Source organism: Collinsella sp. An271 (assembly GCF_002159695.1).
Classification (GTDB): domain Bacteria; phylum Actinomycetota; class Coriobacteriia; order Coriobacteriales; family Coriobacteriaceae; genus Collinsella; species Collinsella ihumii.
The window spans coordinates 1-19,906 of record NZ_NFJE01000013.1 but is presented as its reverse complement, the minus strand read 5'-3'; the positions used below and the strand labels follow the sequence as shown (position 1 = coordinate 19,906).

The 19,906-nt window shown below is 56.2% G+C and carries 17 protein-coding genes and 1 pseudogene; 5 read left to right on the top strand and 13 right to left on the bottom strand.

The window, feature by feature from the left end; all coding sequences use genetic code 11:
- Positions 1–175: 175 nt before the first annotated feature.
- Together B5F74_RS10475 and B5F74_RS10470 are read right to left on the bottom strand one after the other, a co-directional pair.
- Complete coding sequence (locus B5F74_RS10475) at positions 176–391, bottom strand: helix-turn-helix domain-containing protein (RefSeq protein WP_187119135.1); 216 nt, start codon at positions 389–391, stop codon at positions 176–178.
- A 579-nt stretch (positions 392–970) separates the two neighbouring features.
- On the bottom strand, positions 971–1,807 hold the full coding sequence (locus B5F74_RS10470; RefSeq protein WP_143753862.1) for an ATP-binding protein: 837 nt from the start codon (positions 1,805–1,807) through the stop codon (positions 971–973).
- A 91-nt stretch (positions 1,808–1,898) separates the two neighbouring features.
- On the opposite strand from B5F74_RS10470, the gene B5F74_RS10465 reads away from it, so the two are divergent.
- From B5F74_RS10465 to B5F74_RS10450, 4 genes are all read left to right on the top strand, one after another.
- A complete protein-coding gene (locus B5F74_RS10465; protein ID WP_204212562.1) occupies positions 1,899–2,189 on the top strand; it encodes a type II toxin-antitoxin system RelB/DinJ family antitoxin in 291 nt (96 codons plus the stop codon).
- 2 nt (positions 2,190–2,191) lie between these two features.
- On the top strand, positions 2,192–2,500 hold the full coding sequence (locus B5F74_RS10460; protein WP_087202284.1) for a type II toxin-antitoxin system YafQ family toxin: 309 nt from the start codon (positions 2,192–2,194) through the stop codon (positions 2,498–2,500).
- A 584-nt stretch (positions 2,501–3,084) separates the two neighbouring features.
- Entirely contained in the window at positions 3,085–4,122 is a 1,038-nt protein-coding gene (locus B5F74_RS10455) for an ATP-binding protein (protein ID WP_087202282.1), read from the top strand.
- Positions 4,119–6,356 (top strand): S8 family peptidase, encoded by a 2,238-nt coding sequence (locus B5F74_RS10450; RefSeq protein WP_087202280.1) that lies wholly within the window; start codon positions 4,119–4,121, stop codon positions 6,354–6,356. Before B5F74_RS10455 ends, B5F74_RS10450 begins: the two co-directional genes overlap by 4 nt.
- 246 nt (positions 6,357–6,602) lie before the next feature.
- Here the strand turns inward: B5F74_RS10450 and B5F74_RS12685 are convergent.
- A pseudogene (locus B5F74_RS12685) lies at positions 6,603–6,809 on the bottom strand (hypothetical protein); the annotation flags it as partial.
- A gap of 306 nt (positions 6,810–7,115) precedes the next feature.
- Here B5F74_RS12685 and B5F74_RS10440 point away from each other — a divergent pair.
- Entirely contained in the window at positions 7,116–7,406 is a 291-nt protein-coding gene (locus B5F74_RS10440; protein ID WP_087202278.1) for a nucleotidyltransferase domain-containing protein, read from the top strand.
- Positions 7,407–8,068: 662 nt separating this feature from the next.
- Here the strand turns inward: B5F74_RS10440 and B5F74_RS10430 are convergent.
- From B5F74_RS10430 to B5F74_RS10385, 10 genes are all read right to left on the bottom strand, one after another.
- Positions 8,069–8,278: a hypothetical protein gene (locus tag B5F74_RS10430; protein WP_087202274.1), complete on the bottom strand. Its 210-nt coding sequence runs from the start codon at positions 8,276–8,278 to the stop codon at positions 8,069–8,071.
- Between the two features lie 256 nt (positions 8,279–8,534).
- Positions 8,535–10,433 carry a hypothetical protein gene (locus B5F74_RS10425; protein ID WP_143753860.1) on the bottom strand — a complete coding sequence of 633 codons (1,899 nt, stop codon included), beginning with the start codon at positions 10,431–10,433 and terminating at the stop codon, positions 8,535–8,537.
- An 18-nt stretch (positions 10,434–10,451) separates the two neighbouring features.
- Complete coding sequence (locus B5F74_RS10420; RefSeq protein ID WP_087202270.1) at positions 10,452–11,390, bottom strand: hypothetical protein; 939 nt, start codon at positions 11,388–11,390, stop codon at positions 10,452–10,454.
- A gap of 215 nt (positions 11,391–11,605) precedes the next feature.
- The gene (locus B5F74_RS10415; protein WP_087202268.1) at positions 11,606–11,785 is read right to left on the bottom strand and encodes a hypothetical protein; all 180 of its coding nucleotides are present in this window, start codon (positions 11,783–11,785) and stop codon (positions 11,606–11,608) included.
- Positions 11,786–11,838: 53 nt separating this feature from the next.
- Positions 11,839–14,499: a hypothetical protein gene (locus B5F74_RS10410; protein WP_087202266.1), complete on the bottom strand. Its 2,661-nt coding sequence runs from the start codon at positions 14,497–14,499 to the stop codon at positions 11,839–11,841.
- A gap of 336 nt (positions 14,500–14,835) precedes the next feature.
- Entirely contained in the window at positions 14,836–16,491 is a 1,656-nt protein-coding gene (locus B5F74_RS10405) for a hypothetical protein (RefSeq protein WP_087202264.1), read from the bottom strand.
- Between the two features lie 612 nt (positions 16,492–17,103).
- The gene (locus B5F74_RS10400; protein ID WP_087202262.1) at positions 17,104–17,955 is read right to left on the bottom strand and encodes an acylneuraminate cytidylyltransferase family protein; all 852 of its coding nucleotides are present in this window, start codon (positions 17,953–17,955) and stop codon (positions 17,104–17,106) included.
- The gene (locus B5F74_RS10395) at positions 17,948–18,307 is read right to left on the bottom strand and encodes a CBS domain-containing protein (protein ID WP_087202260.1); all 360 of its coding nucleotides are present in this window, start codon (positions 18,305–18,307) and stop codon (positions 17,948–17,950) included. The genes B5F74_RS10400 and B5F74_RS10395 overlap by 8 nt, the downstream gene beginning before the upstream one ends.
- An 11-nt stretch (positions 18,308–18,318) precedes the next feature.
- Positions 18,319–19,458, bottom strand: coding sequence for a UDP-N-acetylglucosamine 2-epimerase (gene neuC, locus B5F74_RS10390; RefSeq protein WP_087202258.1), 1,140 nt, complete (start codon positions 19,456–19,458; stop codon positions 18,319–18,321).
- A gap of 4 nt (positions 19,459–19,462) precedes the next feature.
- Positions 19,463–19,795, bottom strand: a complete 333-nt coding sequence (locus tag B5F74_RS10385) for an SAF domain-containing protein (RefSeq protein WP_255375123.1) — start codon at positions 19,793–19,795, stop codon at positions 19,463–19,465.
- Positions 19,796–19,906 lie beyond the last annotated feature (111 nt).

Genomic DNA, 19,906 nt, shown 5'->3' with positions numbered 1-19,906 from the left:
CTATACTTCCCGATTTGATACCAAATTCATTTTCTGAATATAGTAACCCCCTCTGTCCTGCGGTTTTGCGGCGCGATTTCCCCACCGCGCTCTTAACGGTAGCTTCGGATAGGCCTACAAGCCCTTTTGAACATCGCTCTCAGAAGCGATGTTCGGTTGCGACCCCGCTGCCCCATCACGCCCTCCGCTCTGCATACAGATCCATACCCAGCATCGTCAGCACGTTGAGGGCTTTGCCTATCTCGGCGGTCTCCTTGCCGTTTTCCAGCTGCGAGAGATACGTGATCCCCACGCCCGACACATCCGCAAGTTCCGTTTGGGTCATGTGCTGCCGTTTTCGCTCGTCTCTGATAAGGCGGCCAAGGTCGGCTGTGTCGGAAAGCGGGATCATGAGGACTCCTTATGCGTTCGCATAAACTGGCAATGATACGAGTTTGCCTTATGCGAACGCATAAGGCAAACTGATGCGTATTGGCTGTTGAGATGCTCCGGGATCCTCGGCGAAGTCTGTTGCGGTCCTCGTTTTATCAAATCTAACAGTCTAGAAAACGGGTGATGAAAACAAGACGGTGAGCTGGCCCTTTCGCGTCCGAAGAAGGCGATTGCGCAGCAGAGGCTTTCAAAACTTGTTTTCAAGAACTAAGAATCAGCAGGTTGTCGGCTGATATCGCTAAATATAATCACCCATGTCCTTGACTGTTGGATTATCATAATAGCCTTATGCCAACAATTCATTTTGTATATACTGCCGCGCGCGACGGCAGCTACGTCCGCCAAGCGCATGCGAATCGAAGTTCACCGATTCTGGAACATGGAGCACCGCCTGCCCAGAAATGTAATGGCATCACGGGCGATCTCACGCGCCGACTTCAATGAACAATCGGCTAACTGATTGACACCCCATATCAGTGGTATCATGCTAACGAGTGCCCCGGTGCGACCGCTGCTTGCAAGCCCCCGGGGCCAAGCGCTATCTACAGGAGGCGCCTACATGCTGGAAGCAACCGAAATCGAGCAGTAGCCCAATCTGGTAACGCCAATCAGCTCGAACGGTACCGCGAGTAGGCTCCCGTGGTACCGATGCGACTTCCTCCGCTTCGCGAAGTACTCGCGCATGTTCGGCCCGTCGAGGTCGATGCGGCGCGTTCCGGTCGCCATCTTGTTGAGGATGGAGTCGGCCGTCAGCTCGCCCTCGATCCTGAGGCATCACTCGTCGGGCTCGGACTGGGAGGCGATGAGCGGCCGCGTGCCCTTCCTTGGCCTCCATGATCTCGAAGAGGTCCATGGCGCTCCGCATCGAGATCGGCGCGGTCGGGAAGTCATCCGCTATGAGCAACTGCACCGTTTTGTACAGGTCCATACATTCGCAGTGGCCACCATCACCGGTGGATCGGCACCGGTTCAGGTCGCCCATCATGTCGGCCAACCTGGCGTAGCACGCGGTGAACAGCCCGCGGCACACGGCGTCACCGAGCGTCCGCCCGAGAAAACTCTTGCCGCACCCCATCTTCGAGATCATGGCGACGACCTCGCAGACCTCGACCCGCTCGCACGCCGAGAGGCGGGCGACGCGGTTGTGGCCGAGCTTTCGCTCCCTCGGGAACGCGACGCCCTCGAAGCAGGTGGAGGGGGGCTTGAAGTGGGCGTCGCGCACGAGCTTGGCGACCTTGCGGTCGCGACAGGCGGAGGCCTCCGCCTCGATCGGCATCTCCATCCGCTCCTCGAAGGCATGGCGATCGCAGAAGTCATCCTCGACCGTTTCGCGGAGCCTGTCATCCATCGCTTGAGTGGCGATATTGGCTGTCAATCAGCTCAATCGGTTGTTTCTGATGCATATACATAGTGATTATAGGGTAGATTGCTATATAGTTAAAATAGTCCAGTAGAAAGAGCTGACCATGAGTACAACCACCATCACACTTGATGACGACGTTAAGCGCCAGACCGTCGAAATTCTCGACTCCATCGGCATGTCGCTGAGCGGCTACTTCAACCTCGCCGCGCGCCAGCTCTGCATCACCCGGCGCGTACCGTTCGACATCGTCGCGCCCGAGCCCGAGCCTACCGAGAAGACGAGGCGCGCACTCGTCGCTGCAGAAGCCAAGTCCCTCGGCCTTATCCCCGACGACGCCCCCGGCTTCACCGATGCAGACGAACTCATCTCGTTCCTCGACAGCCAGGGAGAGTAACCGTGTATGAGGTCAAACCCGAACCACAGTTCCAGACCGACTACCGGCGCGTGATGCGCGAGCACCCCGAGCTGAAATCTGAATTCCGGGCCGCCGTCCGCGAACTCATGCAGACGGGCAGCGTCTCGGAACAGTACCGGCCCCACGTGCTGCAAAACCCCGGAGGAAACTACAACGGGCATATTGATTTCCATCTCTCCGACGGCAAGACAGATGTGATCGTCCTCTACGTCCCCCACAAGACGAACCCGATAATCCGTCTCGTCCGCATGGGATCGCATGACGAGCTGTTCCATAGCAGGGTGAAATAAGTGGACGGCGCACGTCGATGCATGCATCATCGACGTGCGCCATGGGAAAACCCTCCGAATAATACAAAAAAGGTCGTTGGATGGAGCGCTCGCAAACGCCATCCAACGACCTGTATACTGAATGACTGTCGGACGGGCTTAAGCCTGATGCCGACGCCCGCTCATAGAGCTCCGTCTGCCCACGGAGCTCTATCTCACTCTACGGACCCTGACCCTACTGGTCACGCGAATGCGCAACGGCATCATCCGGAACCGAAACCTATATACTCTCATAACCTCTCACCTCCCTCACACTGATCGCGGTTCAGCCCTTTCAGCTGACTAATGGTGGCGGGCCTTGTGATTTGCAAGCGTCCTGCCATCCTTCGACTTCTGCTTAGCCGAAGTCGAAGGCGTTGCCAAGCGCTTTGCCGCAGCTCCGACCTTACCGCCAGAATGACGAGCCATACCAACCTCCTTTCTTCTCGAGACGGATGTTGCACTACCACTATAGCAGAAATCGTTTCTATTATTCAAGAATACGAATACATTCTGTCTCATTCTGTCTCTAGCTGCTATACTCTTATTTGAGGAGAGGAGATATCATGAAGCGCGCTGATATTGTCAGGCTCATTCGTGCCCACTGTGACCAAGATAATGTCGAGTTCAACAGTATTGCCCATACCATCGCCCAGGAATTCGATGCCGCCGGTGCTCATGAGCTTGCTTCATACATCATGTCGCTCATCGCCCAAACAAGAACTTTCGTTCCGCAGGACTTTGGCGAAACGCATACCTATCTCCAGCCAGTGGATATCGATGGTGGCCCTCTGCCGATTCCCGCTTGTATCGCCGATGATTTGATGGGAATTATCAACGCCGCCAGCAGAAACATCGGTGTCAACACGTTTTTGTTTCAGGGCCCTCCCGGTACCGGCAAAACCGAATCTGCAAAACACCTGGCAAGAATCCTTCGTCGCACGCTCTATATGGTGGACTTTAACGCGGTGATCGACAGCCGCCTCGGAGAGACTTCGAAGAATATTTCCGCCCTGTTCGAGGAAGTCAATCAGACCGGAGGAAGCGCAATCGTCCTCTTTGACGAAATCGATGCACTTGCTCTCGACCGCATCAATCAGCATGATGTTCGCGAGATGGGTCGTGCCACGTCAACACTGTTAAGAGAGCTTGATCGTCTGAGCGAAAACGTCGTGCTTATCGCAACTACAAACCTTTATGAGAGCCTCGACCGCGCGCTTGTAAGGCGTTTCGACACGTCAGTGGATTTCAGCCGTTACACGCATGAGGATCTCGAAGAGGTCGGGAGTTCCGTCATGGTCCAGTACGCCTCTAAGGTGCCGTTCGTTCGCAGCGACCAGAGACTATTTAAGAAAATCCTCCATTGCGCGCCCAAGCTTCCCTACCCTGGCGAACTGTCAAATATCATCAAAAGCTGTATAGCCTTTAGCGCGCCCGACAATCCATACGACTACCTTAAGCGCCTTTACATGGCTCTGATGCCTAACCCCGATCTGTCCGTAGAAAATCTCTCCGCACTTGGATTCACTCTACGCGAGATTGAAACCCTCACGGGAATTCCGCGCAGCACGGTCGCCCGTATGACGACAGGAGGCAAAGCATGAACAGCCTACTTAATCTGCAGAGAGACTTCGAATCAAAGTCCGCAACGGCACCCTCACATCCGACCATCTCCACCAAAGCGATTGTGTCATCAGCCACACTGCGCAATCTCGCGATGTCTTTACGCAGCACCATCGACGCATGGCCGCAAGACGCCCCACTGCAGTGGATGCTCATCAGTGTTGTCTACAACAGCATCGTCGCCAAAAGCAATCGAATCAAACGTATCTTTGCCGAAGGGTCCAAAGATCCTGAAACCAGTATCCGCGGAGCACATTACGAAGGGCATTCGAGCGAGCAACACCATGTTATCACCCACTATGTGCCTCAAGTTGTTGCCGAATCCTCCGTGCGGGAACTCGAACTTGCTGCAGCACTGGTCGACCAGCACTTCGGCGGGGCAATCAATAAACAGAAGCTCGACAGCCTATGGGACAAAAAAGCGGGCAACACCAACGAGTCCTGGAAAAAAGCCACGGGTGAAGCGCTTTCACGCATCAACTTCGCGCGCCTCATTCACGACGCATGCTACGTTGATCGATTCGAGATTCCCCATCCCCCCAGCAAGGAAGGGGACCAGATTCTCACAACGCTATACCAGACGGACAGCTCCGCATTTGAAATGCTCAGGACTCTCGGCATCGACGTTCTGTTCCTCAACACACTCGAGAACAGCGCCGTGCTTACCAACGCCCAGTATCGCCAGCTCTATTTGCGCGCCCCATATCTCATCGCAATGTCGACGGTCGACTTCTCACGTCTGGACGAGATTGACCCCGCGGACCCCTTGGTGTATAGAGGGCCGCTATCGCTGGGAAGTCCCTCGAACGAACCGACCATCGGAGTAATCGACACCCCGTTCGATTCTGAATATCCCCCCTACTTCAGTGCGTGGGTCGATGTGCGCAACGAGTTGCCCAATAATCTGCCACCGCGGCAAAAGGACTATGTACACGGAACCTGCGTTACCTCCCTCATTGTGAATGGTCATCTTATGAACCGGCAGCTGGATGATGGCTGTGGCTGTTTTAGGGTCCGACATTTTGGAATAGTCCCCGCAGAAGGCATGAGTTCATTTGCGATTGCGCGCAAAATCAGCGATATCGTTGAGGCGAACCCCGACATACGGGTCTGGAACCTCTCTCTGGGTTCCGACGAGGAAACGGAGTACTTTTGCATATCCCCAGAGGCCGAGGTTCTCGATCGGATTCAAAACACCAAAGATGTATTGTTTGTGGTCGCTGCGACAAACAGCCGGACCGGAGAGGCGCGCAGAATCGGTGCGCCGGCGGATTCGGTCAACTCCCTCGTAGTCAACGCCGTAAGGCCTGATGGGGTCCCCGCGAGCTACGCCCGCAGCGGTCCGATTCTTGACTTCTATCGCAAGCCCGATGTCTCGTACTACGGAGGAGACAAGGGCTGCGAGTTGAGCACCTGCTGCGGAACGGGAGAAAAGCGATGCATGGGGACTTCATACGCTGCACCCTTTATAGCTCGCAAGGCAGCATATCTCATTGAGGTGATGGGGATTCCGCGCGATGCCGCCAAGGCTCTCCTCATCGATGCGGCCTGCGGATGGAGCAATGGTGAGCCCAATCCTGTTACCGGCTACGGGATCGTACCCATCAACATCCGAGACGTTCTAAAGACCTCAAACGATGAGATCAAATTCTATGTGGCAGGCAATGCCAAGGCGTACGAGACGTACACCTACAGCCTCCCTGTCCCAAACATAGGATCGTCGTTCCCGTTTCTGGCGCGTGCCATGCTGTGTTATGCCCCGCCATGCAACAGGAACCAAGGGGTCGACTACACATTGACAGAGCTCGACCTGCACCTCGGTCGCCTCAGATCGGGTAAAGTTGTCTCCGTCAAACCCAATACACAAGGCGAAGAGCAGGACAGGACCACCGAGAAAGATGCGCGAAACTATCTAGGCAAATGGGATAACGTCAAACGGATCTGCGACAAGGTCGTCTCACGCCCGCGTGCGAGAAAGATGTATGACAGCAACCTATGGGGCATCAAGATTCGCAAGACATCACGTTTGAGCACCGGAGATCGGTCTCCCCAGATATTCGGTCTCGTAGTAACACTCAAAGAAATCAACCATGTCAACCGCATCGAGAGCTTCATCCAGCATTGCATAGCCGAAGGCTGGCTGGTGAGGCCTATCGACATTGACACACAGGTGCGCATCTACCAAGACGAGCAGATCGAAATCGAGTTCGAGTAGCCGCATGATGTCGCAGCAATCATTGAGGCACGTGCACTGGCCGCAGCTTCTATCGCTGAAGCAGCGTCGGAAAGCCATCGAAAAGAGATCTTGAACTACAACCAGCTATAAAGTCTTGAATCAGGACCACCCCTAAAAGAGGTGGTCCTGCTCTTAGCTCTTAGGGTATAGCCCTTGGGGCGCCGGCGCACGTCTAAAGGCACCGGCCTTCACGGTGCTCGGGCCGCATTGCGATTTGACCCGTGACTAGCCGGTCAAACCGGCATCAGTCCCTCTTCTTCGGACCCCTTGAGAACGGGCCCTTTGCTCTTTGACGCTCAACCGGTCCAGGGCCATGTCGGCCGCCTCCTGCTCTCGGATGCACTTGGCGATCGTCACCTCGTTCAGCCCCACGGTAGAGGCGCTGTGGCCAGTCGACCAGAACCTCCTGTTGCCGAACTTGTACTTGAGTGAGCGATCGTCCTTTTCAGTACCGGGTGCAGCGCGAATCGGTTCCGTTCACAGCCCCGACCATTATTCCTGTGAGCAAGGACCCGTAGAGCTATCTGGGCGTGACACTGCTGGACGCGTAACACCCCGAGCCGAGCCGCGGGACCGCCGGAAAACTCGCAAGAATCTTGGCTGACCCGATGGGAGGTTGGATTTGCGAACGGAAAGACGAAGTGGAGGTAGCCGCATAAGGAGCATAGGACCTGTGGGCAGGCGGTGAATCCAGCATCACGGGTATAATCTGCATCAAGGCATTAAGGAGGTGGCGTCGTGCTCCAGATTTCGACCATTCGCGACGCGGCAAGCCGCACCGCGCAAAAACACGGCCTCGCGAAGGTGACGCTGTTCGGAAGCCATGCGCAAGGAGACGCCGACGATACGTCCGATGTCGACCTCGTAATCGAAACGTCGGCGCCGTTGGGATTTGCGCGAGGCGCGATCTATAACGAGCTTGAGCAGGAGCTCGGATGCCCGGTCGACCTCATTTTCGGTGCTTCCAACCTCTACCCCTTCGTTCGCGAGACATACGACAGAGAGGGCGTGACCCTCTATGAGGCGTGAGCGCTAGGCTCCTGAAAACGCAAGGGCATTCATCATTCAGGAGGTTATCCGCAACGCCGAGTTGATTAATCGCAGGATTGAAGAAAACTGCATCACGAAGGGCTCCTTCGCGCGTTCCACCGATTATCGAGATTTGCTGACCATGCCCATGCTTAGATTCTGCGAGCTCGCGAGCGAGTATACGAACGTATCTGAAGATATCGATCCCGAATATCCTTGGCGCGATGTCGCAAAGATGCGGAGCAAGATCGCGCGCCCCTATGGCGAATTCGACTTTGACTTAGTATGGAAGGCAATTCAAGTTGATTTGCCGGGTCTAGTCGCCGTCTGCAAGCGGGCAATATGCTGAGCCCGAAAACGAAGCGCCGGAACGCACAGACTAGGCGCGCCAACACTCCGCACGCGCGAAAAGCAGCTGAGAACATCGTCGATTCGCAACCGGAGCTCTGGGAAACGCTGATTAATTCCACCCGGCACCGATGCCGAGGGCGGCCCGCCGAGACCGACAGCGGGAATAAATCAGCGTCTCTTTGGCATAGGTAAACCGTGTGTCTCAGATGCACTAGCTCAACTTCTTAACCGCAGCAGATAAAGGCCCGCGAAGGCCGCGCCACACACTCAGAAACCCAACGCAGCGTCAGGGCATCGGATGCATAGGTCAATTAGATGTAGTTGGTCGCGATGCGAGCAGCCCTGTCGACACTGTAATTCTTCATCGCAGCGCTCTCGTGCATGAGGACCGCGGTTTCTTGACGAAACCCATTGAGCTGCTCCTCCGTCATAGTGAAGCGGCTGCCGATCCTCTCGGGCTTGGCCCCTGCATATCCCGCGGCCTGTAGTCGCCGCGTTACGAAATCTACCGTACCTGCCATGTGTAACCTTTTCCGAGCGCGTGAGGCACTCTTTCTCTTCCGATGCATAGATAGATGCATACTTTAGCGCATCGGTGTATATGAATCTATCCCTATATTAACTAAGATTATTTTATGATAAATAAAAATCTTAGGGTAATAATACTCTACACGATATACAGATTTTCCTGTTGATGTCAAGACATGTCTTCTCAAACGGTCAGATTGCCTAGCATCCTAAATCGTCGCTGGGGATGACATCCATCCATCCCAAATCCTAGATGCCTTTTAGATTCTGATCATAAGGCGCTACTCCGCAAAACGCATCACAGACCGCCCGATTGGTTATAGTGTGGGAGCCTATGGAATCGTCCTCGTATGACGAAATCACGTATACCTCCCCATCGGGATCCCGATATGCTACCCGCTCAGGAAAGTTCCAGAACACAACAGCGGTATCAGAACCCCTGTTCTTGCCATAAGTTGCATCCACGACAATTTCGGCAAATGCATGATTGCACAACTGGGCCGTACCATCTTCCACAAGATACAACTCACATACCCAAAGGAAATGCGGAAGCACTACGGACGAGACAAGAGTCGAACGCAACAGATCGCCGGAATTGTAATACGACCTCGAACGAGTGGCTTTGTATCTTCGAGATGACGCGAGGAAAAGGCGCATGGCAACCGTAAAGTCGCTATCGCCAAACTTATTTCGGAGATACTCGCCACCCCAGTTAAAGAGGCCCGTAATTCCATTAGATAGATTCTGCACCACAACGTCTTCGGCATCGCGTGCGTCGAGCATGATGCCTTTATGAAGCGCTACAAGCACCACGCTATTCTCCATGGTCTCAAAACGAGATAAGCTGTCGAAACCACGCACACGGTATGGAGCCTGATTGTCATCGACCACGACGTACTCATTGCATAAATCCGCTGTCATGACAACGGAACACACAGGGGATTCGTCCCATTCCTGCAGAACTTTACGTGCGTCGTCAACGGCAGACGCTCCGTCATCAGACTGTTTTGCCGCACGGACCGCCTGAGCATAACGAGAGCCCGGGCTCGTATCTCGGAAAGTATATGCCGGATCGCAACCTGTAATCGAAGCGTCTGCCAGTACGCCGCCCGTGCCGATACAAACAAGCGAATGGCCAACAGAACCTGCAGAATCAGATAGGTTCATGGCAACCGGTATGCCAGACTCGATATAGTGATGGAATATTCGCTTGAATCTGATTCGCTCGTCAGAATCCTTCATGGCACCATGCAGCGACGCTTGAAAACCAAAAGTTGACAGCAGCTTCGACGCGGTGAGATAGCTTATCCCCTTAGCAGGAATCGTGCGTTCGTTCAAAAACTCCGCCTCCGCCTCATGAATCCTGCTTGGAAGTACGAACCCATAATCACCATACTCGTTTGAGTAGTATTCGATCATGTTGACAAGGGTGATTTCGACGCACCTCAGAAAGAGGCCGTCTTGGCTGCGATACGGAAATGCATCCACTTCCAGAGGAATGCCCATAATGGTGGTCTTAAACCGCGAGGTGCGAACGGCGGCACGAGGAATCTCCTCGTCATCAAGACGGCGCGACAAAAGGTACTTCGGCTGGATTAGCGTACGACCGATAGAGCCCGATGCGACAGGATTGAGCACGACCGACCCGATAAATCGTTCCTGCAAGCCATCGCCGTCACCAAGCAATAACTCCTCGCTGAGCCCGCCCAAAAAGAAACTGAGCCGCTGGGAAAACCGTGGCGTATCGAGATGCTGCCGCGAATAGCAGGTGTAGTAACAATCGCGGTAGACCGCATCAACATGAAAGCGCTCGCGCACGATGGTAAGACAACTTTCCTCACCAATGATAGACACCGAATATGCCACGCGGGCAATGATGGCACTCAGACATGCCGCTCCCCCGCCAGACATAGCGCCTGTAACATCGATTGTCGGAGATGCAGGAGCGCCGTTGGAACCAACGGAGGATAATCCCGGCAACCAGAATCCGTCCTCACGCAAATCCGTAAGCAGCTCGGCCAGTTGGGTAACGAGCGAGGCTGTAAATTCCGCCCACCCGGTCTTCTTCGTATCGACGTAGTAGAGGTACCTGCCCCCTTGCGACGGAACCTCTTGCGCACCGACCTCCTCACGGACAAGGCGCCCCATAGCCAACACCCCCGTTCCTTACACGTTATACCGGTATGCCTTGAGCTTGCCCTCATGCCCCTCTTGTCGGAACATCCCTATCTCTTCAAGACGTTTCAATACGGATGCGCATCGTCTCAACTGTTCATCCGTAGACCCACTCTTAAGGGAGAGCGAGTAGTCGATTGTTTCAGACGTAAACACCTCATAACGCTTGACAATCATCGTGATGGCCTCGGAAATCCCTTGAGCAGCAGTCTCCACATCCGGATCGGCCATACGTTCCGCTCCTATCAACCCACTCACATAGTCAAATGCAACGCTATCGGGTGAATCTTGCAAATCATCGCCATCGGAAGCCAGGCAAGCTTCCATGAGGCTTAAAGCAGTGACGGTCTTTGTGTGAATGGCGAACCCAAACGCATTGCCGCAGGACAACTTCACCGCCATCCTGACAAGCGGATAGTCTCCTGCAGGTATTTTGTTAACACCTTTCTTGAGATCCGAGATGCTAGGGGTACCCCAAGCCAACGTGACACCTTCTGAAGCGAAACCGATGGCATCCACTGTTTCTTCGGGTAAACCAATGACCCCCTTGAGCGCGCTCTGCACCATGCTGCTGCAACATAGGCCAGCGAAGAAGCGGAGCCACAACCCCACTCGTACGTTCCACGACCCCAACAATAGCTTGCTTCTCCCGACAGGTATCCCTTTATCACTATCGCGTTCGGCATGGGGGCCATCAGGGAGAGAAAGACCGGTCGGAAGCTGAACTGCAATAGAGCTATCAGGCAATTCCAAGCATAGTCTTCTGGCCATTTCCATGCCCTTATCGAGCTGTTGAACACTTCCGGAAGCCTTGCTGTCGCTAAGGGAGCAGGCCAAAGCCTGTAAGCGGTCGAGCAGCACTTCGGCATCGGCGCGCAGCACCAGCTCTTCTGATCGAATTACCTCATCGGGAATTATTTCAACAGCCATTGATCCTCCTTTTTCTCTCGTCGGATTCTCAAATTATATATTATGGATTATTGGCTGAATATCTTTATCTTATATGAGAGTTCATATCATCGATAATAATTCGACGAGTCGAACTATCGGGATATACCGCCATGACGCGGCGCATCAAAGCACGCGACGGGAAGCTTCGGGAAACCCCGGTCTAGACGGAGATTCCAGCTCTCCCCGAAGCCCGTCTAGTCATTCGCTTCCCCGGCCTCGTTATCAGCGCTGTCAATCCCGCACATTTTCAGAAGGTCGTTGAACGCATCGTCATCCAGTCCGAGAATCTGGGAAAGCTCGACATGCTCTCCTCGAATGAGCTTGTCGACCAAACTCGCGGCAATATAACGCCTTCCATTTGTAGCAACTGGCATATCAACCACTCCAGCCCATCAATCAAATCGACCGTCAAACGAGTCGTGAATCATCAGCTCGCATCAAGTTCGGAAAGACGGCCCTTAACCCTGTCGATGAGCTCACGAACTTTAATCACATCTACATGTTCGTCGCTTTGATGCCTTTCCAAAAGTCGATGCTCAGCAGCTGTCCCGCATTCCAAAGCCATTCGCAGATATTCAGCACGTTTTAACTGGCAAGCCTCAGAGGCTGATTCATAGGCGAACGCAAGCCTCTGCATGCAGCGTGCGAATTCCGGATGCCGCTCCTGGCCCTTTCGCACAATATCGACCCGCACCAACTCCAGCTCCTGGATTGCCCGCGCGTAACGGCCCTCGGTATCCCATGGCCTATCCCCCAATCCACGGGAAATCTGCTCGAACGTACAATCGGCATGCGTGATGCGCGCCGACCATGTATCACGCACCTTCAGGCTCAACTGGCAGAGCTCCTTTGCACGCTCGAGAGCTTCGGAAACGCTGCACGCCAGCTTTTCGAGCCGGGGCGTGCTGCCCGACGACACATGGCAAGTTCCCTCAGTATCAAAGTCTCTCACATAGGCAAGATAGGCGGTGGCACCGCTTCTGAGCGCCCTTGCCTTCACCTCATCCTCGATATCATCGAAATGGCTCTCGATTAACGAGCAGCAGATCTCCCTCAATGGAAGGCTTACATCGTATCGTCTCAAACGATACTGAGAGATCGACATCGCGTTCAGCATGTTGCACAGGAGAGTAAGGTCGTCTGGGGTCGCAAGGCGGCCCTTACCGATGACATGGCCAACGATACTCTCCGCCGCCTCAAGTTCGTACTGCATCGAATTCACCTGATAGGAGTAATCCGATGTGAGCTTGTACATCTCGGTTGCGACCGCCGCAAACTTGCGCAAGCGCGCCGCGTAATCCAGAAGGACCGCCTCACGCCGCATGTTCCCGTCCTCTGGAGAAAGCGTCCTGCGGAACCACGAATTCGCAAAGTCCACGATTCTCCTGCAAACATCGATAGCGTCTTGGGCTCGCTGGAAAGAGAAAGTCGGATCAACGTATTCGTAAAGCAGAGCATAACGCAGCTCAACCTCGCTGTAATCCAGCAGGGCCTCAAGATAGGAATCGACAGCGGCGCGGCAACCATCATCCATCGCCGAATAGTCCATAATCCCGATGAGATCGAGGATATCGCCGCAAGCGGAGAGCGATATTGACTCGTCCAACGGGTTGTTGCGAAGGATGAGCTTACGGCACAGCGCGTGGACGCATTCTCTCACACGATTGCCCGCGAGAGCCACCAAGGCCTGGGTAAGAGCTGTCACCTCTTCCGCTCCTACCGATCTGTCGTTTAGTCGGCCCTTGACCTGCCGCTCGAGTTCTCCGTTAAAATCAGATTTGCATATCTCCCGAATAGCCGATGCAACAAGCGCATGGACGGCATATCCTCCTCTTGCGGATGAGCCGACGTAACTCAAGTTGGCGAGTTCCTTTTCGGCGAATTCGTCAAGTATGGGAATAGAGGGTATACAGCCGCTTCGCCAGCTCCCAATCCATGCCATGGCCTTGAGTTGCCGAGCGACGTGCTCGTGCATCTGGGCCAGCTGGTCTCTCATAAAGCGTTTTAGAACCTCGAACTGTCTTTTCGGGTCTCCATCGCCTTCTATTGAGAGCTCATCGAACATGCCCCAATCGCCCATGCCAGTTTTCGCGATGATGACCCCGAGACCGGGAACTTGGTCGCAGGAGCGGGCAATTTTCTTGGCATCTCCCCTGTTTAGACCGCAAACAATAAGGCCTTCGGCAAAAGCCTTCCGATCAACGGAACCAAGATCGAGCTCAACGCTTTTTGCTAGGTCAAATTGCTCTGGAACGCGACGACCGGCCACGACTAGAAAAAGATTGGGTTTTCCTGCAAGCATCTCGACCCATTTTGGGCTATCATCCACTTTGTCGGTGCCGTACACGACCTCGAAAGAATCGATGACCAAGCAGATCCTACCCGGAGTAGCATCCACATCCTCTGCGAGATACGCTGGAAACTTGGAATACACCTCTCTGAGATCAGGTGAGCTGAGAGAATCCGATGCCTCCCTCCACTCTTGCTCTGCCCTGCGCAAATCCTTCTCTCGCCTATAAACCACCTTGGCACCTTCTATTGCCACTCTTGCAATAGAAGCGCCAATCGCTCCCGCCACGGGGTTAGCTCCAGCAAAGATCGTGCTCACCATTCCGTCGGCTACGCAATCGAAGAGCTCCTTCGGCACTTCAAGCTCGCCGGACCCGAAGCGGGACAGGCCGCCATGAGTCAAGACGTTGTATTTCCTCAAACCTTGATCGAGTACTGGAGTGGGAACTTGATGCCTGTTAAGGGCGTTTCTGATGAGAAGCAGCGCCTCGATCTCGCGAACCTCGTGCTTCCGCGCAACATCAAGGTCGCAGTACACATAATGAAAAGCAGCGGTCCTGTCCGCCCTATTCTCTGCACCAACCAACTCCTGCCGTGCCTCATTGAGCAAGAAGCTCGTCTTGCCTGTCAGACCGTTTCCGCAGATGGTGACCACCTTGGCTGGTTGCGGGACAGTGTCGAAACGGTTCCGCCATGCGAGGTATCGGCTGGCAAGCTGGCGGGCCGCAATCGGGCGCTCAACGTGAAGCGCTTTGAACCTTGCGTCCAGCAGGACTCGATTGATCGGATTGGATGACATGAAACGCGCCTCCCAGATTAATGAAACCGATAATTCCAGATAATCACTTGTTCGAAAGCAAGCGCTGGGCTATCCATGCAAACAATCTCCGCCCATCTACAACCTCGCACTCATAAGTGAGGAACTACCCCTGATGAGCCATCGGTTGAAATGATGGCTGGCGGACGGTTGAGGAAACAATCGTTTTACCGACAACTCGTAGCCTGTCCATACATAAGGACAGAAAAGATAAATCAATTTGCATTGGATATTTGACAGATATCCGTGGAAGTGCGTCTGATACCCCTCACACGTTTCCGAAATATCAAACAGCAACAAAGAGAGAAAACGAATTGGCTATAGCGACGACGTTGTGATGGTGTCGAGATGCTTAGCGCACTCTCCAACAATAATCCTATCCCCAACCGTGTCGTAATAGACGCGCACAAATGTCCCGCTACCAGGGTTGCCAGTACCAGATTTCAAGTGCCGCTCAATGGCAATTGGTTTACCGTCATACACATCATCGCGCTGCTTCATCAACGCCGGGTTGGAACGGGTTTGAGCGCTTTCACGTGAAATCTCAAACGCCGACTTCTGCCTAAACAGTTTTCCGACGTTTTCTCCAGGTTTGTCCACGTACAAAGGCTGCAAGACCACGCACATATCGTAAAGTGCTTGCCAAAGGACAAGAGGGTTTGTGCAACAGTCCTCGAGCGATTTCCAGCCACGTTTGGTAAAGTCGATGCGGTTGGGGAACAGCAGGACGATGAGCTTTCCGACTGTCTTGCAATCAATCTTCTTGGCTGTTTGAAGCAGAGAACGAACCTCATCGTTGACGACACTAGAATTCTTTCGGCTATTAAGAGCCCCCTCAAACGCATCGCATTTGGCTCTCAGCGCTGCATTCGTTGCTTCAGATTCCTTAACCCTTCTCTCTAGTGCTTCCTGCTCAGCGAGGAGCTCCTCAATCTGATCTTCGTATCCGATCATGTCTTCGAGTATTTTGTCCTGATTTCCTAAGTACTGGAGCCTGATTTCCTCGATCTCTCTTCTTCGATAGGACTCCCTGTTGAGCCGTCGCACATCCTCGATCCGGACCATGGACTGCCAAATCGATACATCTTGCGCAATAGCCTTTCTGAGCATGGAAACTAACCAGGGACCCCCTCTCCGCTCAAGCTCCGAAGATGGAATGTACCTGTGCCTCAGGTAATCAGATAGATTCCCGGGATGCGGCCTCGCAGCATAGACACGCACCGCTCCCAAATAGCACTCCATCCCAACGCGTCCAAGCTCGTCGTTAAGTTTCCTCACGTACGCCGGATCGTCCGCATAGTACACAAGGGCATTGGCAGACAGGGTTTCGCTTAGCAGCTCAGGACTGACCGGAACTGCGCCATCTCCGCTACAACAAACGAGGACAACGGGCACTTCACGGTCTTCTTTAGTTATTATGGACAAGGTTTCGGCTAAAGTGCCGTCATTCACCCTGATGAGACGTTCCCTAAGATCGATTCCCGAGATACTGCTTCGAATGGAGTGGTCGCTTAGGAGGTTTTTCACAAGGTTTGGAACGCTGTCTTCCGGCTCATCTTGAAGCGGTCCGATAAAGCCCGGGCGATCCCCGTAGGAAAGAACAATCGATAGGCTGCCCTCCGAAAGCCCCCACCCCTCGAAGCCAACTTCCGTTACCCATTGTCTCGGTGCCGTACCATCACGCAGGTCCACGTTTTCAACCAAGCGGCATGCCCAGGAGCAGTTGTCCCCGTCCTTGTGGAAACAGGAATCAAGTGAAACATCAGCGCCCTCTGCCTGCAGTTTCCCGCTGTTTTTGATGCTGGTCCATACCCTCGGATCGAGGGGAATTGAGTAGCCAGATCTCAGCGCCTTTCTGCGAACCCATTCGCGCACCTGGAGAACAACCTTCCAGAGAACATCACCTCCATTGACATCCCGTACATCAAATTTGGTACGGAAGAACATGGTTCGGTTCAGGTCGACTACGCTCATGGGGAAATCCTCCTCGATTATTCGAATTGATAATCATCGGATAATCCTTCATATCAACATATGAAAGAGCTGCCGCTTCCAACAAGGAGCGAGAAGCCGAGTTTGCGGATGCCGAAGCGGCGAACTTCTCTTTGGTGCACTACGAACAGCCCACCAGTCGTCAAGCACTCGTCGCTTTCGCAGCCATATCTGAAGGGATTACCCTGTTGACCCCGACAACGGTCGCACCGGGGCGTCGATGTCCACGGACACGCAAGCGTTCGCCCCGATCCTGACTCCATCCGCTATGACCCCCCACAGCTTCGCGCCGGGGCCGATGTAGCACCCGTCACCGAGACGCGGCGCCGCCCGCTCTCCCGGGCGTACTCCGATGCTCACGCAGCTGTTCAGCGTGCAACGGGCCCCGATCGAGCTGTGCCGGCTGACGACGACGCTCCCTGTAATGGAGGATGGTGAGCCCGGGACCGCACACGTTCAAAGGGACGGAGAAACCCAACCTCGCGCTCTCCCTCTGAAAACTCCACCTGAGGAGCGTCCGGACTGGCTTCCACAGGGCCCCTCTGCGGCAGTTCTCCCAGTACTCGGCCCTTCTGGGCAGTCTCTTCCACCTGGCTATTGGGTCGGTGAGCCCGCCATGGAGTTCTCCGGCGCCACGAGCGGGAACCGTGAGCTCACCCCGAGCGCCTCCATGTCCTCATGGACGTAGCTCCTGTAATCTGCCCTGGGCTCGATCACCGATCGGCCCCTTGCAGCAGACGGCCCGTTCTCGCCCATGAGCCAGCGCGCATACTCAAGGTCGACCGGCTCGTTTATGTCGAGGGCCTCGCGCTCGTCTATGACGTAGGCGTCGACGTTGTGACCGAGGACGCTGCGCGTCTCGCGGAGGGCGTCTGCCGCCGTGATGTACAGGCAGCTGTCCTCGACGTACACGGGCCTGCGCCCCTGGCGGCGGCGCGGCTCGTCGGGGAAGAGCCTGCGGAACCCCGCGTCGTCGCGGACCCAGTGGTCGGCGACGCTCTCGTGCAGCGTCAGCATGGCGTCGCACCCGCCCTCTTCGCGCAGCTCGGCCCAGCGGGCCAGGAAGCCCCGTACGGTCCCCGGCGTCCTGAACGGCGAGGTCGGCTGCACGGTGAGGACCGCGTCGTAGGGTGCCCCCGTCTTCGCCTCCATGCGGTCGAGGGCGTCGATGAGGGCGTCCTCGGTCGCGGCCCTGTCGCCGCTGATCGAGTCGGGGCGCCTGAGCGCGCGCACGCCCCCGTACTCCCGCGCGACGTCGAGGATCCGCTCGGAGTCCGAGCTCACGGCGATGTCGAGGTCGGCCCCGGAGTCGAGCAGGCACTCTATAGCGTAGGCGAGCAGGGGCTTGCCGGCGACCGGCTGTATGTTCTTGCCCGGTATGCCCTTCGAGCCCCCGCGGGCGGGAATGACCGCCAGGCAGCGCCCTTCCGCCTTCACGTCACTCATCGCCGCCCTCCTCCAGGTACGAGATGACGTCCGCCGGCGTGATCACGTCCACAAGCCCGAACGCCTCGTCGATCACGGGGATGAGCGTCACGCCCTTCTCCTTCACGAGGTCGCGGGCCGCCGCCATGTCGCGCTCTCGGAGGTAGATGAACGTCGGCGAGTACAGCCCCTCGATGGGCTGCAGCAGGTCGGCCCCCCGGCAAAGCGCGCGCACGGCGTCGCCCTGGCTGAGGATTCCGACGACCCTGCCGCCCTCGACCACGAAGACGTTGCGGTTTTTGCTCTCTGTGATCTGGTCCAGCGCCTCCCTGAGCGTGTAGCGCGGGGTCACGCAGTACATCGACAGATCCATTCCAGCCCCTTTCAGTAGGTGAGCCTCTTGACCATCCAGTGCGAGTCGGCGACCGTGCCCATCAGCAGGTCGAGGATCCGCTCCGAGGAGTGCCCGTCCCCGTAGGGGTTCTCGCAGCCCGCGAGCGACGCCTGGAACTCAGGCGAAGTTGCGCGCGCCACCGCCTCGAGGATCGCCCCCCTCTCGAAGGGCACGTCGATGACGTTCGAACCCCTGAAGCGCATGTCCTGCCTGCGGCCGATGTTGACCGCCGCGGTCTTGAAGGTCGGCGCCTCGAGAAGGCCCGAGCTCGAGTTTCCGACGATGCAGCGGGCCTCCTTAAGCAGCCCCAGGTAGTCCTCGCGCGGGATGTTGGAGAACAGGTGCCAGTCCCCGCGCCGGTTGGCGGTTATCGCCTGGCGTACGCTGAGCGAGCCGGCGTCGTTGTTGGGCAGGATGGCCATCTTCGGGGCGTCGAGCTCGTTCAGGGCCTCCACGAAGACGCGCGCCTGCTCGCCGGCGCTCGAGGCCTCCTCGGTCACGGGGTGCATGACCGCGAGGTAGAACCCGCCCGACAGCGACACGCTGTACTTGCGCTCCAGCTCGGCGAGGCCGGTGTACTGCGCGGCGACCATCTCGTCGACCTGGGGGGCGCCGACGTTGAAGACGCGGAACGGCTCCTCCCCCAGCCTGACCAGGCGGTCGGCGGCGTCCTGGTTCGCGGCGAAGTGCATGTGGGCGAGCTTGCCGATGGCGTGCCGCGTCATGCCGTCGATGTTGCCGGAGAGCTCGCCGGCCTGGATGTGGGCGACGGGCGTGTAGGTGTAGGAGGCCGCGATGGCGCCCATGAGCTGCTCGCCGCGGTCGCCCGCGAGCACGACCCAGTCGGGCCGCTCGACGTCCAGGATGTCGGGCAGGGCCTCGAGGCACACGCCGAGCGACTTCGCGTGCGCGACGTGGTCGCCCCCCTCCACCGCCATGCGCACCTTGTGGTGGATGGTGAAGCCGTCCGCCTCTATCTCCCGGTAGGAGCTCCCGTAGGCGGGGAGCAGGTGCATGTTGGTGACGACGAGGCGGTAGTCGACGTCGTCGCGCTTCTGTATGAGGCGCAGGATGGGGCGGATGTAGCCCCACTCCCCGCGCGAGCCGGTGAGGAACAGTATCTTCTTCATCGCACTACACCAGGTCCTCCCACGAGACGAGCGAGTTCGCGGGGATGTCGCGCGCGGCGGCGCGCCCGACGACCTCGTCCATGCGCCACGAGGGGATGCCGGTGCCGGGCCGCTTGCCCCAGACCATCTCCTGGGTGATGGCGGTGCCGGCGGGGATGTCCTCGAGGGACACCACGCTTCGATGCGCCCACTCGCGGATGCCGCCCTCGCTCTCGTGCACCCTCTTCTCGCTGCCGAGAGCCGCCTCGACCTTCCTGGTGCCGTCCACGAGCGAATGGAGGTCGGTGAAGTCGATGGACACCGACTGGTCGGGGCCGGGCGTGCGCTTGTCGAGGATGATGTTACCGCTAATCTAAGATTCGCCGTTTAGGCCAACGGGCGGCGCCGATTCCGCCAACGTATATCCGCCGATCGCACCAACGTACTTTCACCGATTCGACCAACGGGC

Excerpts from the sequence above, each read along its gene's own strand:
- B5F74_RS10475 (WP_187119135.1), bottom strand. The coding sequence starts at position 391 with ATGATCCCGCTTTCCGACACAGCCGACCTTGGCCGCCTTATCAGAGAC.
- B5F74_RS10465 (WP_204212562.1), top strand. The coding sequence starts at position 1,899 with ATGAGTACAACCACCATCACACTTGATGACGACGTTAAGCGCCAGACC.
- B5F74_RS10455 (WP_087202282.1), top strand. The coding sequence starts at position 3,085 with ATGAAGCGCGCTGATATTGTCAGGCTCATTCGTGCCCACTGTGACCAA.
- B5F74_RS10450 (WP_087202280.1), top strand. The coding sequence starts at position 4,119 with ATGAACAGCCTACTTAATCTGCAGAGAGACTTCGAATCAAAGTCCGCA.
- B5F74_RS10430 (WP_087202274.1), bottom strand. The coding sequence starts at position 8,278 with ATGGCAGGTACGGTAGATTTCGTAACGCGGCGACTACAGGCCGCGGGA.
- B5F74_RS10425 (WP_143753860.1), bottom strand. The coding sequence starts at position 10,433 with ATGGGGCGCCTTGTCCGTGAGGAGGTCGGTGCGCAAGAGGTTCCGTCG.
- B5F74_RS10420 (WP_087202270.1), bottom strand. The coding sequence starts at position 11,390 with ATGGCTGTTGAAATAATTCCCGATGAGGTAATTCGATCAGAAGAGCTG.
- B5F74_RS10415 (WP_087202268.1), bottom strand. The coding sequence starts at position 11,785 with ATGCCAGTTGCTACAAATGGAAGGCGTTATATTGCCGCGAGTTTGGTC.
- B5F74_RS10410 (WP_087202266.1), bottom strand. The coding sequence starts at position 14,499 with ATGTCATCCAATCCGATCAATCGAGTCCTGCTGGACGCAAGGTTCAAA.
- B5F74_RS10405 (WP_087202264.1), bottom strand. The coding sequence starts at position 16,491 with ATGAGCGTAGTCGACCTGAACCGAACCATGTTCTTCCGTACCAAATTT.
- B5F74_RS10400 (WP_087202262.1), bottom strand. The coding sequence starts at position 17,955 with ATGAGTGACGTGAAGGCGGAAGGGCGCTGCCTGGCGGTCATTCCCGCC.
- B5F74_RS10395 (WP_087202260.1), bottom strand. The coding sequence starts at position 18,307 with ATGGATCTGTCGATGTACTGCGTGACCCCGCGCTACACGCTCAGGGAG.
- neuC (WP_087202258.1), bottom strand. The coding sequence starts at position 19,458 with ATGAAGAAGATACTGTTCCTCACCGGCTCGCGCGGGGAGTGGGGCTAC.